At 68.7% G+C, this 14,042-nt stretch carries 14 protein-coding genes; 3 read left to right on the top strand and 11 right to left on the bottom strand.

Annotated elements, in window-relative coordinates:
* Window positions 1-26 precede the first annotated feature (26 nt).
* Both MHN84_RS19065 and MHN84_RS19060 read left to right on the top strand, forming a co-directional pair.
* The gene (locus tag MHN84_RS19065; RefSeq protein WP_241206069.1) at window positions 27-461 is read left to right on the top strand and encodes a cupin domain-containing protein; all 435 of its coding nucleotides are present in this window, start codon (window positions 27-29) and stop codon (window positions 459-461) included.
* A complete protein-coding gene (locus MHN84_RS19060; protein ID WP_241206068.1) occupies window positions 458-1,117 on the top strand; it encodes a nitroreductase in 660 nt (219 codons plus the stop codon). The genes MHN84_RS19065 and MHN84_RS19060 overlap by 4 nt, the downstream gene beginning before the upstream one ends.
* Here the strand turns inward: MHN84_RS19060 and MHN84_RS19055 are convergent.
* The gene (locus tag MHN84_RS19055; protein ID WP_241206067.1) at window positions 1,105-1,680 is read right to left on the bottom strand and encodes a pyridoxamine 5'-phosphate oxidase family protein; all 576 of its coding nucleotides are present in this window, start codon (window positions 1,678-1,680) and stop codon (window positions 1,105-1,107) included. The genes MHN84_RS19060 and MHN84_RS19055 overlap by 13 nt on opposite strands.
* A 4-nt stretch (window positions 1,681-1,684) precedes the next feature.
* Window positions 1,685-5,431, bottom strand: a complete 3,747-nt coding sequence (gene metH, locus MHN84_RS19050; RefSeq protein ID WP_241206066.1) for a methionine synthase — start codon at window positions 5,429-5,431, stop codon at window positions 1,685-1,687.
* A gap of 264 nt (window positions 5,432-5,695) precedes the next feature.
* Between metH and MHN84_RS19045 the strand changes: the two genes are divergently transcribed.
* On the top strand, window positions 5,696-6,574 hold the full coding sequence (locus MHN84_RS19045; RefSeq protein ID WP_241206065.1) for a PAC2 family protein: 879 nt from the start codon (window positions 5,696-5,698) through the stop codon (window positions 6,572-6,574).
* Between the two features lie 3 nt (window positions 6,575-6,577).
* On the opposite strand, the gene MHN84_RS19040 is transcribed toward MHN84_RS19045, so the two are convergent.
* From MHN84_RS19040 to MHN84_RS19000, 9 genes are all read right to left on the bottom strand, one after another.
* Window positions 6,578-7,570: a patatin-like phospholipase family protein gene (locus MHN84_RS19040; RefSeq protein ID WP_241206064.1), complete on the bottom strand. Its 993-nt coding sequence runs from the start codon at window positions 7,568-7,570 to the stop codon at window positions 6,578-6,580.
* On the bottom strand, window positions 7,567-8,448 hold the full coding sequence (locus MHN84_RS19035; protein ID WP_241206063.1) for an SDR family oxidoreductase: 882 nt from the start codon (window positions 8,446-8,448) through the stop codon (window positions 7,567-7,569). Before MHN84_RS19035 ends, MHN84_RS19040 begins: the two co-directional genes overlap by 4 nt.
* 23 nt (window positions 8,449-8,471) lie before the next feature.
* Entirely contained in the window at window positions 8,472-9,710 is a 1,239-nt protein-coding gene (gene mshC / locus MHN84_RS19030) for a cysteine--1-D-myo-inosityl 2-amino-2-deoxy-alpha-D-glucopyranoside ligase (protein WP_241206062.1), read from the bottom strand.
* A gap of 63 nt (window positions 9,711-9,773) precedes the next feature.
* Entirely contained in the window at window positions 9,774-10,574 is an 801-nt protein-coding gene (locus MHN84_RS19025; protein WP_241206061.1) for a 3'(2'),5'-bisphosphate nucleotidase CysQ, read from the bottom strand.
* Complete coding sequence (locus MHN84_RS19020) at window positions 10,559-11,380, bottom strand: SCO1664 family protein (RefSeq protein ID WP_241206060.1); 822 nt, start codon at window positions 11,378-11,380, stop codon at window positions 10,559-10,561. Before MHN84_RS19020 ends, MHN84_RS19025 begins: the two co-directional genes overlap by 16 nt.
* On the bottom strand, window positions 11,364-11,951 hold the full coding sequence (locus MHN84_RS19015; RefSeq protein WP_241206059.1) for a DUF3090 domain-containing protein: 588 nt from the start codon (window positions 11,949-11,951) through the stop codon (window positions 11,364-11,366). Before MHN84_RS19015 ends, MHN84_RS19020 begins: the two co-directional genes overlap by 17 nt.
* Before the next feature lie 27 nt (window positions 11,952-11,978).
* Window positions 11,979-12,692, bottom strand: coding sequence for an MSMEG_4193 family putative phosphomutase (locus MHN84_RS19010; RefSeq protein WP_241206058.1), 714 nt, complete (start codon window positions 12,690-12,692; stop codon window positions 11,979-11,981).
* Window positions 12,689-13,519: an undecaprenyl-diphosphate phosphatase gene (locus MHN84_RS19005; RefSeq protein WP_241206175.1), complete on the bottom strand. Its 831-nt coding sequence runs from the start codon at window positions 13,517-13,519 to the stop codon at window positions 12,689-12,691. The genes MHN84_RS19010 and MHN84_RS19005 overlap by 4 nt, the downstream gene beginning before the upstream one ends.
* 44 nt (window positions 13,520-13,563) lie before the next feature.
* The gene (locus tag MHN84_RS19000) at window positions 13,564-13,875 is read right to left on the bottom strand and encodes a hypothetical protein (protein ID WP_241206057.1); all 312 of its coding nucleotides are present in this window, start codon (window positions 13,873-13,875) and stop codon (window positions 13,564-13,566) included.
* Between the last annotated feature and the right edge of the window lie 167 nt (window positions 13,876-14,042).

Here is a 14,042-nt window from a genome sequence, read left to right as displayed (position 1 = left end):
CCGACGACAACGAAAAGAGGTCCCCGATGTCCGACCAGGCGTCTGATCAGATCCAGCGACTCATGACCGCGATGACGGTCGTGCAGTCCGTCACCCCGCCGCACCTCCCGCAGAACGCCGAAGCGATGACCGCGATCATCGAGTGGGGGCCCGGCGACAAAGGCGCCCCGCCGCACCGCCACCCCGGCGGACCGTGCTTCGGGTACGTCCTCGAGGGTGAGATGTGGTTCGAACTCGAGGGCGAGGAACCGCGCGTCGTCACGGCCGGTCAGGCGTTCTGGGAGCCCGGGGGTGACGTCATCCACTACTCGGACGGCAACCACCGCGACGACGTGCCGCTGCGTTTCCTGGTCACGATGTTGTGCCGGCCGGGCGTCGACATGTTCGTGCTGGTCGACGATGCTGAACTCGAGGCCCGCAAGGACCGCCGCGTGCCTGCGGCCGGACAGGAGGCACCATGACCGACTCCCACCTCGACCAGATCATCCGGCGTCGGCATTCGACACGAATGTTCCTGCGCGACAAGCCTGTTCCACAGGAGTTGCTGAACGAGGCACTGGCCCTGGCGATGCGCGCGCCGTCGAACTCCAACGTGCAGCCATGGCGGCTGTTCCTGGCCACCGGCTCCCGGCGCGACCGCCTCGCCGCCGCGCTCGCGGCCGCGGTGCGGCAGAGCCGGCCGCCCACGATGGGCATACCCGACTCCCACAACCATCTGCGCCGCCAGCTCGGCGCCCTCATCTACGGCGCGATGGGCGTCGCGCGAGAGGATGCCGACGGGCGCTGGAACGCGCAGTTGCGCAACTGGGACTTCTTCCGGGCACCCGTCGCCGGAATCGTCTGCATGCACCGAGACCTCGGGATGCCCGACGCACTCGGCGTCGGCATGTTCCTGCAGACCCTGCTGCTGGCGCTCACCGACCGCGGACTCGACTCCTGCGTGCAGGTGTCCACCGCGCTCTACCCCGACGTGGCCCGCGAGGTCCTCGACATCCCCGAGGAGCTGGCCGTCCTGTGCGGCATCTGCATCGGCTACGGCGACCCGACGTTCGCGGCCAACTTCCTCGACATCCCCCGCAACGCGGTGACCGACAACGTCGTCCTCTACGAGGATTGACGCGGCAGTGGGTGGTCGGGGTCCAGCGCCGGGAGCCCGTCGATGCTGCTCCCGTTGTCGCCGGCGATGCGCCGCGCGAACTTCTGCTCGTCCACCCTGGCGTGGTAGTCGTCGAGTACGGGTCGGTCGCCGACCAGTTCGTAGTACGGCACGGCGAAGCCGCACGCATCGGCGATGCGCTCGACATCGACGACGACGGCTGCCCTCAGCCCAGGATGCTGCACATCGAAACACGCAGCGACGCGGTCGAACTCGGCATCGTCCGGGCGCACGACCCGACCGGTGCCGTAGAGCCGCAGGATGCGGGACTGCCGGGTGAACGAGCAGAACATCAGGGTGATCCGGCCGTTGTCCCGCAGATGTGCGATCGTCTCCGCGCCGCTGCCGAACAGGTCGAGATACGCCACGGTGTGGTCGTCGAGCACCGTGAACGTGTCGCGATACCCCTTGGGCGACAAGTTGATCCGGCCACCGTCGGACGGCGCCGTCGCCACGAAGAACACCGCCTGGGCGGCGATGAACTCGCGTAGCGACTCGTCGAGTCGGTCGAACACCTTCGTCACCTGATCAGTCCTCCGGGTTGTACCCCAGATTCGGGGCGAGCCAGCGTTCGGCCTCGGGGAGCGTCCAGCCCTTGCGCCGGGCGTAGTCGGCGACCTGATCCTGGGCCAGCCGCCCGATCACGAAGTACTGCGACTGCGGATGCGAGAAGTACCAGCCGCTGACGGCGGCGCCGGGCCACATCGCCATCGACTCGGTCAGCTCGATGCCGGTCCGCTTCGTGACGTCCAGCAGATCGAACAGCGTCACCTTCTCGGTGTGCTCCGGGCACGCCGGATATCCCGGCGCAGGCCGGATTCCGACGTACTTCTCGCCGATCAGCTCCTGGTTGTCCAGATGCTCGTCGGGTTGATAGCCCCAGAACTCCTTGCGGACCCGCTCATGCATCCGTTCGGCGAACGCTTCGGCCAGCCTGTCGGCGAGCGACTCCAGCAGGATCGCGCTGTAGTCGTCGTTGGCTTTCTTGAATTCTGCGATCTTGTCCCCGCTACCGAGCCCGGCGGTGACGGCGAACGCGCCGATGTGGTCGGCCAATCCCGTGTCCTTCGGCGCGATGAAGTCACCGAGCGATCGGTTCGGCACGCCATTGCGGTGCTCGCCCTGCTGACGCAGGTTGCGCAGCGTGGTCAGCACCTCGTCACGGCTCTCGTCGGTGTAGACCTCGACGTCGTCTCCCACGGCGTTGGCCGGGAAGAAGCCGATGACGCCGTTGGCCGTCAGCCACTTCTCCTTGATCGCGGTGTCGAGCATCTCCTGGGCGTCGTCGTAGAGCTTGCGGGCCGCCTCACCGGAGGCCGGATTGTTGAGGATGTCGGGGAAACGGCCCTTCATCTCCCAGGCGTTGAAGAACGGCTGCCAGTCGATGTACTCGCGCAGCTCGGCCAGGTCGTAGTCGCTGAAGTCCCTGATTCCCGCACCGATTGCCGGTACCGGCGGCGTGTAACCGTCCCAGTCGATCGGCGTGCGGTTGGCCCGCGCCTTCTCCAGCGTCAGCATCGGCCGCTCGTTCTTCTGCGCGTGCCGCTCCCGCAGTGAGGCGTAGTCCTTCTCGGTCGCTTCCAGCAACGCCGGGCGCTGCTTGTCGTCGAGCAGCGCAGCGGCCACCGGCACCGAGCGGGACGCGTCCTTGACCCAGACCACCGGCCCGCTTCGCCGCGGCGAGATCTTCACGGCGGTGTGGGCGCGCGACGTGGTCGCACCGCCGATCAGCAGCGGAATCTCGAGCCCCTCACGCTCCATCTCGACGGCGAAGTTCGACATCTCGTCCAGCGACGGGGTGATGAGCCCGGACAGCCCGATGATGTCGGCGTCGTGCTCCTTGGCCGCGTCCAGGATCTTCTGCGCGGGCACCATCACGCCGAGGTCGATGACCTCGTAGTTGTTGCACTGCAGGACGACTCCGACGATGTTCTTTCCGATGTCGTGGACGTCGCCCTTGACCGTCGCCATGATGATCGTGCCGTTGGTGTCCTTGCTCTTGGTCGCCGAGGCTTCTTTCTCCGCCTCGATGAACGGCAGCAGGTAGGCGACGGCCTTCTTCATCACGCGCGCCGACTTCACCACCTGGGGCAAGAACATCTTGCCCGAGCCGAACAGGTCGCCGACGACGTTCATGCCGTCCATCAGCGGACCCTCGATGACCTCGATCGGCCGGCCGCCCGCCGCATCGATCTCGGCCCGCAATTCCTCGGTGTCGTCGTCGACGTGGGCGTCGATGCCCTTGACCAGCGCGTGCGTGATGCGCTCGCGCACCGGCAGCGAGCGCCACTCGGCAGCGCTCGCCTCTTCGGTCTTGTCGGTCTTGTTGAACCGCTCGGCGACCTCCAGCAGCCGTTCCGCGGCGTCCTCGCGCCGATTCAGCACGACGTCTTCGATGCGGTCGCGCAACTCGGGATCGATCGAGTCATACGGCACCAGCGCCCCGGCGTTGACGATGCCCATGTCGAGGCCGGCCTTGATGGCGTGGAACAGGAACACCGCGTGGATGGCCTCGCGGACCGGGTTGTTGCCGCGGAACGAGAACGACACGTTCGAGATGCCGCCGGAGATGTGCACACCCGGCAGGTTCTCCTTGATCCAGGCGCACGCCTCGATGAAGTCGATGCCGTAGGTGGCGTGCTCCTCGATGCCGGTGGCCAGCGCGAAGCAGTTCGGGTCGAAGATGATGTCCTCGGCGGGGAAGCCGACCTCCTCGGTCAGGATCCGGTAGGCCCGGCCGCAGATCTCCTTGCGGCGCTCCAGGTTGTCGGCCTGGCCCTGCTCGTCGAACGCCATCACGACGACGGCGGCGCCGTACTTGCGGCACAGCTGCGCTTCACGGACGAACTTCTCCTCGCCCTCCTTGAGCGAGATCGAGTTCACGATCGGCTTGCCCTGCACGTTCTTCAGGCCCGCCTCGATGACCTCCCACTTGGAGGAGTCGATCATCACCGGCACGCGGCTGATGTCGGGTTCGGCCGCGATCAGCTTGGTGAAGCGATCCATCGCGGCGACGCCGTCGATCATGCCCTCGTCCATGTTGATGTCGATGACCTGCGCCCCGACCTCGACCTGCTGCAGCGCGACCGACAGCGCGCTGTCGTAGTCCTCGGCCTTGATCAGGTTGCGGAACCGGGCCGACCCGGTGATGTTGGTGCGCTCACCGATGTTGACGAACAGCGAGTCTTCGGTGATGTTCAGCGGCTCCAGGCCCGAGAGCCGGGTCGCGACGGGGATCTCGGGCAGCGCCCGGGGCGGCTTGCCGTCGACGACCTTGGCGATCTCGGCGATGTGCGGCGGTGCCGTGCCGCAGCAGCCGCCGACCAGGTTGACCAGGCCGGCCTCGGCGAACTCGGCGATGTAGGAGGCCTGCCGCTCCGGCGATTCGTCGTATTCGCCGAACGCGTTGGGCAGACCGGCATTCGGGTAGCAGGACACGAAGGTGTCGGCGATGCGGGCCACCTCGGTGATGTAGGGCCGCATCTCGGGCGCACCCAGCGCGCAGTTCAGGCCCACCGCGAGCGGCCTGGCGTGCCGGATCGCGTTCCAGAACGCCTCGGTGACCTGACCCGAGAGGGTGCGGCCGGACGCGTCGGTGATGGTGCCGGAGATGATCAACGGCCAGCGGCGGCCCCGCTCCTCGAACAGCGTCTCCACGGCGAACACCGCCGCCTTGGCGTTCAGCGAGTCGAAGATCGTCTCGATGATCAGCAGGTCCGCACCGCCGTCGACCAGGCCGTTGGCCGCCTCGAGGTAGGCGGCGACCAGCTGGTCGTAGGAGACGTTGCGGGCACCGGGGTCGTTGACGTCGGGCGAGATCGACGCGGTCCGCGTCGTCGGTCCGATCGCACCGGCGACGTACCGGGGCCGCTCCGGTGTGCTGTATTCGTCGGCCGCGGTGCGGGCCAGCGCCGCGCCGGTGTAGTTCAGCTCGTAGCTGAAATCCGCCATGTCGTAGTCGGCGAGCGAGACCGCGTTCGCGTTGAACGTGTTGGTCTCCAGGATGTCGGCGCCCGCCTCGAGATACTCGCGGTGGATTCCTGTGATGATCTGCGGCTGCGTCAGACTGAGCAGGTCGTTGTTGCCCTGCAGTGCCGTCGGCCACTCGGTGAACCGATCGCCGCGGTAGCCCTCTTCGTCGGGCCGGTCACGCTGGATCGCCGTGCCCATCGCACCGTCGATCACCAGGATGCGTTCGCGCAGCGCCGCGCGCAGTTCTTCGGTGCAGTCCGGGCGGACGTTCGGCGTGAAGTCAGTTGCTGTAGCAGCAGTCACGTGCACTCCTTCCTTGACGGAAGGCGTCCTTGACTCTGCCGAGCGTGGCGGATACCGGCGGAAACGACCGGTACCCGTTGCAACGCCTCTCGACGTGGATGAGTCTACGTCGAGAGCACAACCGACTTCAGGACGCCTGGCGGTGGTGGCTTGCAGGGATCAACCCGCGTGCTGTCGAGCCTATTTCGCAGAACGCCGCCGGTACTGCACCGGGGGGCGGGTCGATGCCCGTCATCTGGCCCCCGGAGGGCTTAGGCTGGATTGGTGACCCACCCGGATTTCGGCGGTCCCAAGCGACCTGACCTGCCCGACCTGCGCGACACCATCGTCGTCGCGGCGTTCGAGGGCTGGAATGACGCGGGTGACGCGGCCAGCGATGCCGTCGAGCATCTCGACGCGATCTGGGAGGCCGACACGATCGTCGAGATCGACGACGAGTCCTACTACGACTACCAGGTCAACCGGCCGGTGATCCGGCAGATCGACGGCGTGACCCGCGAGTTGGTGTGGCCCTCGATGCGGATCTCGCACTGCCGACCGCCGGGTGCCGACCGCGACATCGTGCTGATGCACGGTGTGGAACCGAACATGCGGTGGCGCACGTTCTGCGCGGAACTGCTGGCGATCGCCGACAAACTCAATGTGCAGACCGTGGTCATCCTCGGCGCGCTGCTCGCCGACACCCCGCACACCCGCCCGGTGCCGGTGTCGGGTGCGGCCTACTCCTCGGATTCGGCGAAGACGTTCGGCCTCGAGGAGACCCGCTACGAGGGACCGACCGGGATCGCCGGCGTGTTCCAGGACGCCTGTGTCCAGGCCGGCATCCCGGCGGTGACGTTCTGGGCGGCCGTGCCGCATTACGTGTCGCAGCCGCCCAACCCGAAGGCGACCGTGGCGCTGCTGCGCCGCGTCGAGGACGTCCTCGACATCGAGGTGCCGTTGGCCGACCTGCCGGCCCAAGCGGAGGAGTGGGAGCAGGCGGTCAGCGAGATGACCGCCGAGGACGACGAGATCGCCGAGTACGTGCAGTCGCTCGAGGAGCGCGGCGACGCCGAGGTCGACATGAACGAGGCGCTGGGCAAGATCGACGGTGACGCGTTGGCCGCGGAGTTCGAGCGCTACCTGCGCAGGCGCGGCCGGTAGCGCCTACCGGAATCGCGCCAGGTACTCCGCCCAGTCCCAGGTGCTCAGGAACGTCCGGCCGGCCCGTGCGCCGTCGTCGTAGAGGGCCGACTTCGCAGACTCCGACAGGTCGAAATCCAGCACACCGACGTCTTGGGTGTCGATGCGGATGGTTCGGGCACTGACCCACGGCTGATCCAGGTAGGCCTGGTCGCGACCGACCAGGGTCGTGGTGATCACCTGTTCGAGCAGGGTCGGGCCGCCGAACAGATGCACCGGCCGCAACGCGGGGATGACCTGCTCGTTGTCCGCAGGGAGCGTGGGCAGCAGCGTCACCCCGAACGTCGGCCACCGCGGCGGTTGCCCGTCGGTGCGGTCGAGCGAATCGATCGGGAAGTTCGACAGCAGCCCACCGTCGACCAGCGTCGACCTGCGGCCGTCCGCGGCGGTCAGCGTCGCGGGGCGGAAGAAGAACGGAATGGCCGTCGAGGCACGCACCGCATCGGCCACCGGCTGCCGGTCGGGGTCGAGGCCGTAGACCCGTCGGTAGTCCCACGGCAGCCGCACCAGCTGGCCCCGCGTGACGTCGGCGACGGTGACCACCAACCGATAGCGCTGTTCGGGTGGCAGCTGCGGATCGTCGATCGCCAGGTCGGCGAACGTCTCGACGCCGAAGCGGGCCAGTTGCTCACCCACCCAGCGGTGCAGCGCGTCGCCGCGGTAGATCCCGTCGCCGCTGAGCACGCCGGCCACCGGACCCAGCACCGGGATGCGTTCGATCGGCCCCGGGTCCAGGAACCGCCGGTAGTCGATGCTGATCGCGAGGTCGGCGAGCAACGCCGAGGACAGCTCGCCGCGCTGCGCGGCCGCAGCCACCAGGGAGCCGACCAGCGCACCGGCCGAGGTACCCGACACCCGCTGCGGGGTATAGCCCGCATCGACCAGCGCCGCCACTGCCCCGGCCAACGCGATCCCCTTGACTCCGCCACCGGAGAGGACCAGATCGGCCTGCGTCACCGGGGCTTCTCCACTTCCTTGATACGCGCGCTCATCGACCGGCCCAGCGCCGCGACCTGGGCGTCCATTCGGGGCAGCAGGTCGGGGACGAACCGGAGTACCGGCGCCTCCCCGACCGGGGTCGACAGCAGCGGCTTGAGCAGCCGCAACACCCCGACCCAGCGCGGGCAGTCGATGTGACGTCTGCGGCCCTCGATGCCGGCGGCGAACGCTTCGCCGCACGCTTCGACCGAGGTCGTCTTGTTCAACGGGTAGGGCAGCTTGCTCACCAACTCGCTGAAGGTGGACAAGTCGGCCTTGGTGTCCTGCACCATCGGGGTGTCGATCCACGACATGTGCGCCGATCCGACGGCGACGCCGCGATGGGCCACTTCGAGGCGCAGCGCGTTGGCGAAGTGCTCGACGGCCGCCTTGGAGGCGTTGTAGGCCGCCAGCCCCGGCGCCGCCGCATATGCAGCCAGGGAGGACACGATCAGCACGTAGCCGCGACGGTCCGCGACGGCGGGCATCGTCGCTCTCACCGTGTGGAACACCCCGGTGACGTTGACGTCCATCAGCGTGCGGAAGGCGTCCGGGTCGACCTGCAGCACCGACCCGTACGACGCGATACCTGCGTTGGCGACGACGATGTCGATACCGCCGAAGCGCTCGACCGCACGCGCCGCAGCCGCCTCCATCGCCGGGAGATCGCGCACGTCAACGAGCTCGGTGCTCACGCGCGTGGCACCCAGTTCCTCGGCCATCTCCCCGAGCGGGGTCTCGTCGAGATCGGTGAGCACGAGGTTCGCGCCGCGGGCGTGCAGCCGGCGCGCAACCTCCGCACCGACGCCCCGTGCGCCTCCGGTGATGAATGCGGTCTTGCCTGCCACGGATGCCATAGCGGCAACCTACTGCACAGGGTTCAAAGTTCGATGCCCAGCAGCGCGTCGACCGCCGTCGCGACCGTGCCGCCCGCCGCGGCGTCGTGGCCGCCGTAGGACAGCGCATCGGTTGCCCAACCATCAAGAGCCGCAAGGACTTTGGGGGTGTCGAGATCGTCGGCGAGGTACTGCCGGACCCGGGCGACGACGTCCGCGGCGTCCGGCGCGCCGGCCAGCGCGGTGGCGCTGCGCCACCGATGCAGGCGCTGCTGCGCCTCCTCCAGGACCGCGGGACTCCAGTACCGGTCCTCGCGGTAGTGGCCCGCGAACAATCCGAGCCGGATCGCGGCGGGCTCGACGCCGTCGCGGCGTAGCTGGGACACCAGCACCAGGTTGCCGCGGCTCTTGCTCATCTTGTGGCCGTCCCACCCGATCATGCCGGCGTGTACGTAGTGACGCGCGAATCGCCGCTCGCCCGTGACACATTCGGCGTGGGCGGCGGAGAACTCGTGATGGGGAAAGATCAGATCGCTTCCGCCGCCCTGGATGTCGAGTCCGGTGCCGATACGGCTCAGTGCGATCGCTGCGCATTCGACGTGCCAGCCCGGCCTGCCCGGTCCGAACGGCGCCGGCCAGCTCGGCTCTCCGGGACGCTGCGCCCGCCACAGCAGGGCGTCGAGCGGATCGGCCTTGCCCGGCCGGTCGGGGTCGCCGCCCCGCTCGGCGAACAGCGTCAGCATGGTGTCGCGGTCATAGCCCGACTCGTAGCCGAACTGCACGGTGGCGTCGGCACGGAAGTAGACGTCGGGGTACTGCGCATCGTCCACCACGTAGGCCGCACCCGAGGCCAGCAGCTTCTCGGTGACCTCGACGACCTCGCTGACGGCGTCGGTGGCGGCCACGTACTCGCGCGGCGGCACCACGCGCATCGCGGCCATGTCCTCGCGGAACAGGTCGATCTCCCGGTCGGCGAGCTCGCGCCAGCCGATGCCGTCCCGCTGCGCGCGTTCGAACAGCGGATCGTCGACGTCGGTGATGTTCTGCACGTAGTGCACGTCGTGTCCGCTGTCCAGCCAGACGCGGTGCACCAGGTCGAACGTCAGGTAGGTGGCCGCGTGGCCCAGATGCGTGGCGTCATACGGGGTGATCCCGCAGACGTACATGCTCGCGGTGGCACCGGCGCTGACCGGCCGCACCTGACGGTCGGCGCTGTCGTAGAGCCGCAACTGCGGGCCCCGACCTGCGAGCACCGGAACACTCGGCGCCGACCACGATTTCATGGCATCGACTCTAGACATCAGGGTCTGCGACAACGCCGCGGGCCGATTCATTCCCCGCCACCGTCAACGTCGGGGCACCGACCGGATGACCTCGAGCAGCGGAGCGGCCACTTCGGGACGGCACATCAGCAGGTCGGGCAGATACGGGTCCCGCCGGTTGTAGATCAGCGGGGACCCGTCGATCCGGGTGGCGTGCAGGCCCGCGGCCCACAGCACGCCGGCGGGTGCCGCGGAGTCCCATTCCCACTGACCGCCCGCATGGATGTAGGCGTCGACGTCGCCGCGCACCACCGCCATCGCCTTGGCGCCTGCCGAACCGATGCGCACCAGCTGGATGTCGAGCTCGTCGCGCATGCGCCACAGCACCGCCGGCGGCCGGCTGGCACTGGCGGTGATGCGGATGGGGCCGTCGGCGCGGGGCGGCGGCGGCGTGACCGTGTCGGTGCGGTACACCTCGCCGCGTGCGGGCAGCGCGACCGCGGCGTCGGTGATCGCTCCCCCGCTCTCGTGGGTGCGCTGCCACAGCGCGATGTGCACGGCCCAGTCCGCCCGGCCGGGCATCGAGTACTCGTGCGTGCCGTCGACGGGGTCGACGATCCACACCCGGTCGGCATGGACGCGGGAGACGTCGTCGGCGGCCTCCTCGGAGAGCACGGCGTCGCCGGGGCGGGCGCGGTGCAGCCGATCCAGGATCAGCGTGTTGGCGCGCATGTCACCGGCGTCGCCGAGCTCATAGGGGTCGTAGAACCCGTACTGCGTGCGCATCGACAGCAGCAGCTCACCGGCCTCGGCGGCCACGGTCGCGGCCAGCTCTGCGTCGGTCGACTCCACGGGATCAGGAGAGCCCATCAGAACGCCGGCCATGGGATCGGCCGGCGCCGATCAGGTGTCGGCATCACCGGATCACGCAGCAGCGCAGCCACTCTGGCGCGCAGCGCGGCGACCTCCCGCGGGGTGATGTGGCAACACAGCTCGGCGCCGAGGTCGCCCCGCAAGGCGTCACCGAGCGCCTCGATGTCGGTCAGCGTCTGATCGTCGACCGGCTTGCCCGCCCACCCCCACAGCACGGTGCGCAACTTGTCCTCGGTGTGCAACGTGACGCCGTGGTCGACGCCGTACACCCGACGGTCGACACCGCTCAGGACGTGCCCGCCCTTGCGGTCGGCGTTGTTGATCAGAACGTCGAACACCGCGAGCCGGCGCAGCCGGTCGTCGTCGGCGTGCACCAGCGTGACCTCGTCGCCGGCATAGTCGTAGGCCTGCAGGATCGGCAGGAAGCCCGGCGGCACCTTGCCCGCGGGCACGAGGTCGATCAGATCGGGACCGGTGGGCTCGGCGGTCTCGTCGCCGTCGTCACCGATCCCGTCACCGGGTTGGTCCACCCAGCGCTGCACCATGCCGGGGCCGGCGGGCCCGTCGCGAACGATGGTGTGGGGCACCAGGTTCCATCCCAACGCCGCGGAGATCAGGTACGACGCCGCCTCCCGGCCGGCCAGCGTGCCGTCGGGGAAGTCCCACAGCGGAGCCTCTCCGCGCACCGGCTTGTAGACACAGTGGACGACCTCGCCGGCCAGTGTCGCCTCGCACAGAAAGGTCGCGTTGCTCGCGGAGCGGATGCGTCCGAGGACACTCAGTTCGCCGCGTTCGAGGACCTCAGAGATCGTCGTCATCGTCGGACTCGGCCAGCGCGCCGCGCCGGTAGCCGTTGGTGCGGACGCAGATGTGGCCCTCGGGGTCCAAAGGTTCGTCGCACAGCGGGCACGGGGGTCGGCCGGCCGAGATGACCCGGTTCGACCGGGTGGCGAACTGACGCGCGGACTCAGGGGTCAGGAAGACCCGCACCGCGTCGGGTCCGTCCTCCGCATCGTCGAGGACCACCGACGCGTCGAACTCCGTGTCGGAGACCGCGAGCAGCTCCACGACGACCGTCTGCGCCTCCGAATCCCAGCCCAGTCCCATCGTCCCGACTCGGAACTCCGCGTCGACCGGCGTCACCAGCGGGCTCAGATCGTCGACCTCACCGGTGTCGGGTGGGACCGGAGTCCCGAAGCGGCGGTTGATCTCGAGCAGAAGCGCCGCGATCCGTTCGGCCAGCACGGCCACCTGCTGCTTTTCCAAGATCACCGAGATGACGCGGGTGTCGTGCACCGCCTGCAGGTAGAACGTCCGGTTTCCGGGCTCCCCGACGGTCCCGGCCACGAAGCGGTCGGGCGTGCGGAAGACATGGATTTCACGGGACATGACAGGGTCCAAAATACCGTGCGCGGCTCATCCGGCTGAACCGCCGACCACGGCGTCACCACTGGGGACCTCGCCGGTCTTCTCTGCACCGGCGTCCTCCGCCGCCGGCGGGGCCGTCAGCGCGGAGTTCAACGCAGCACCGGTGTGATTGACGTGGATCACGAACGGTCGCACCGCGGTGTAGCGGATCACGCTGACCGACGCAGGATCGGCGTTGATGCGCTGGAAGCTGTCCAGGTGCGTGCCGAGCGCATCGGCCAGCACGGATTTGATGACATCTCCGTGGGTGCAGGCGACCCACAGCACGTCGGCGCCGTGCTCGGCGGCCAGCCGGCGGTCGTGGTCGCGCACGGCGGCCACCGATCGCGCCTGCACCGCCGCGAGGCCCTCCCCGTCGGGAAACACCGCGGCACTGGGCTGTTGCTGCACGACGGCCCACAGCGGCTCCTTGACGAGCTCGCCGATCGAGCGTCCGGTCCAGGACCCGTAGTCGACCTCGACGATCCGCTCGTCGACGACCGGCGCGAGGCCCAGTGCGGCGGCCAGCGGCTCGACGGTGCGTTCGCACCTCAGCAGCGGCGAGCGCACGATCGCCCGGATCGGCAGCGAGCCGAGCCGCTCGACCAACGCCTCGGCCTGTTCGCGGCCGCGGTCGTCGAGGTCCACGCCCTCGGACCGGCCGGCGAGCGTGTGAGCGGTGTTCGACGTCGAGCGCCCGTGCCGCAGGAGGAGAACGGTCATGTCGCCGCGACCACCCCGGTGCCGAGCAGGATCAGCACCACCGTGCCCAGCACCACGCGGTAGCCGACGAACCAGTACATGCTGTGACGGACCAGGAATCGCAGGAACCAGGCCACCGCCGCGAAGCCGACGACGAACGCGATGACGACGGAGACCAGCAGCTGCGACCCGGTGGCGCTCATGCCCTCGCTCACCGGCGCGAAGGCGTCGGGCAGCGAGAACAACCCGGAGGCGAACACCGCGGGGATCGCAAGCAGGAACCCGAAACGCGCAGCGAGTTCGCGGTCCATCCCGAGGAACAAGCCGGCGCTGATCGTGGCACCCGAGCGGGATACCCCCGGAACCAGCGCCAGACACTGCGCGAAGCCGACGATGACACTGTCGCGCCACGTGAGCTGCTCCACCCGGCGGGCCTGGCGGCCGTAGTACTCCGCCGCGGCGATCACAACGGAGAACACGATCAGCGCGGTGGCCACGAGCCACAGGTTGCGTGCGCCGGTGCGGATCTGATCCTTGAACAGCAGGCCGACGACGCCGATGGGAAGGGTGCCGATGATCACCCACCAGCCGAGCCAGTAGTCAGCCGTGCGGTGCGCCGCGACGAAGAGGCCGTTGAACCAGGCCTTGAGGATGCGTCCGATGTCCCGGGCGAAGTAGAGCAGCACCGCCGCCTCGGTACCGAGCTGGCTGACCGCGGTGAACGACGCACCGGCATCGTCGTCGAAGAACACCCGGGACGCGATGGCCAGATGTCCCGACGACGACACCGGCAGGAATTCGGTCAGGCCCTGCAGGACCGAGAGGACAACGACCTGAAGCCACGACATGGCGGGGACGTCAGTCACGTCGACGACCGTACCGTGGGGCGGTGTCAGCGTCCGTTCCGCGCCACCGGATGCGCTGCGGCGACGGCATCGCGCACGGCTGCCGCCATGCTCCGCTCGTCGGTCAGATCGATGTCGGTGAGCTTGCGGGTGGCCACGGCCACGATGTCCTCGTGCTGCGGGACCAACCCACGCAGCCGGGGCCGGTAGATCTCGACCACCAGCTCATGGCGCTCGATGTAGAACGAGAAGCTCCGCCCGTCCCCCACCTGGCCGAAGCCGCTGGCATGTACACCGGTGATGATGTCCTCGAGCACGAACCCGTGAAGGCTCGCGCTGCGGTCCATGGCCAGCGTCATGGTATGTACCATACGCCCGCCGGGCCGTTCGCACGGACTGGATAGGGCCGAAAGTCCTCTCCGGACGCAAATTTCTCGACGCCTACACTGGCAGTTCGATCAAGATCTGAACGCACGACGGAGAGCTACCCAGTGCAGCGCGGTTCAAACCGACTTTCTCAGCCGTT

The organism is Mycobacterium sp. PSTR-4-N (assembly GCF_022348085.1).
GTDB lineage: Bacteria > Actinomycetota > Actinomycetes > Mycobacteriales > Mycobacteriaceae > Mycobacterium.
The sequence above is the reverse complement of the archived record's forward strand: the minus strand, read 5'-3'. Positions and strand labels throughout refer to the sequence as shown.

Coding starts and splice junctions, on each gene's coding strand:
- MHN84_RS19065 (WP_241206069.1), top strand. CDS start 27: ATGTCCGACCAGGCGTCTGATCAGATCCAGCGACTCATGACCGCGATG.
- MHN84_RS19010 (WP_241206058.1), bottom strand. CDS start 12,692: ATGACCGTTCTCCTCCTGCGGCACGGGCGCTCGACGTCGAACACCGCT.
- MHN84_RS19000 (WP_241206057.1), bottom strand. CDS start 13,875: ATGACGCTGGCCATGGACCGCAGCGCGAGCCTTCACGGGTTCGTGCTC.
- MHN84_RS19035 (WP_241206063.1), bottom strand. CDS start 8,448: ATGGCATCCGTGGCAGGCAAGACCGCATTCATCACCGGAGGCGCACGG.
- MHN84_RS19015 (WP_241206059.1), bottom strand. CDS start 11,951: ATGTCCCGTGAAATCCATGTCTTCCGCACGCCCGACCGCTTCGTGGCC.
- MHN84_RS19005 (WP_241206175.1), bottom strand. CDS start 13,519: ATGTCGTGGCTTCAGGTCGTTGTCCTCTCGGTCCTGCAGGGCCTGACC.
- MHN84_RS19025 (WP_241206061.1), bottom strand. CDS start 10,574: ATGGCCGGCGTTCTGATGGGCTCTCCTGATCCCGTGGAGTCGACCGAC.
- mshC (WP_241206062.1), bottom strand. CDS start 9,710: ATGAAATCGTGGTCGGCGCCGAGTGTTCCGGTGCTCGCAGGTCGGGGC.
- MHN84_RS19020 (WP_241206060.1), bottom strand. CDS start 11,380: ATGACGACGATCTCTGAGGTCCTCGAACGCGGCGAACTGAGTGTCCTC.
- MHN84_RS19060 (WP_241206068.1), top strand. CDS start 458: ATGACCGACTCCCACCTCGACCAGATCATCCGGCGTCGGCATTCGACA.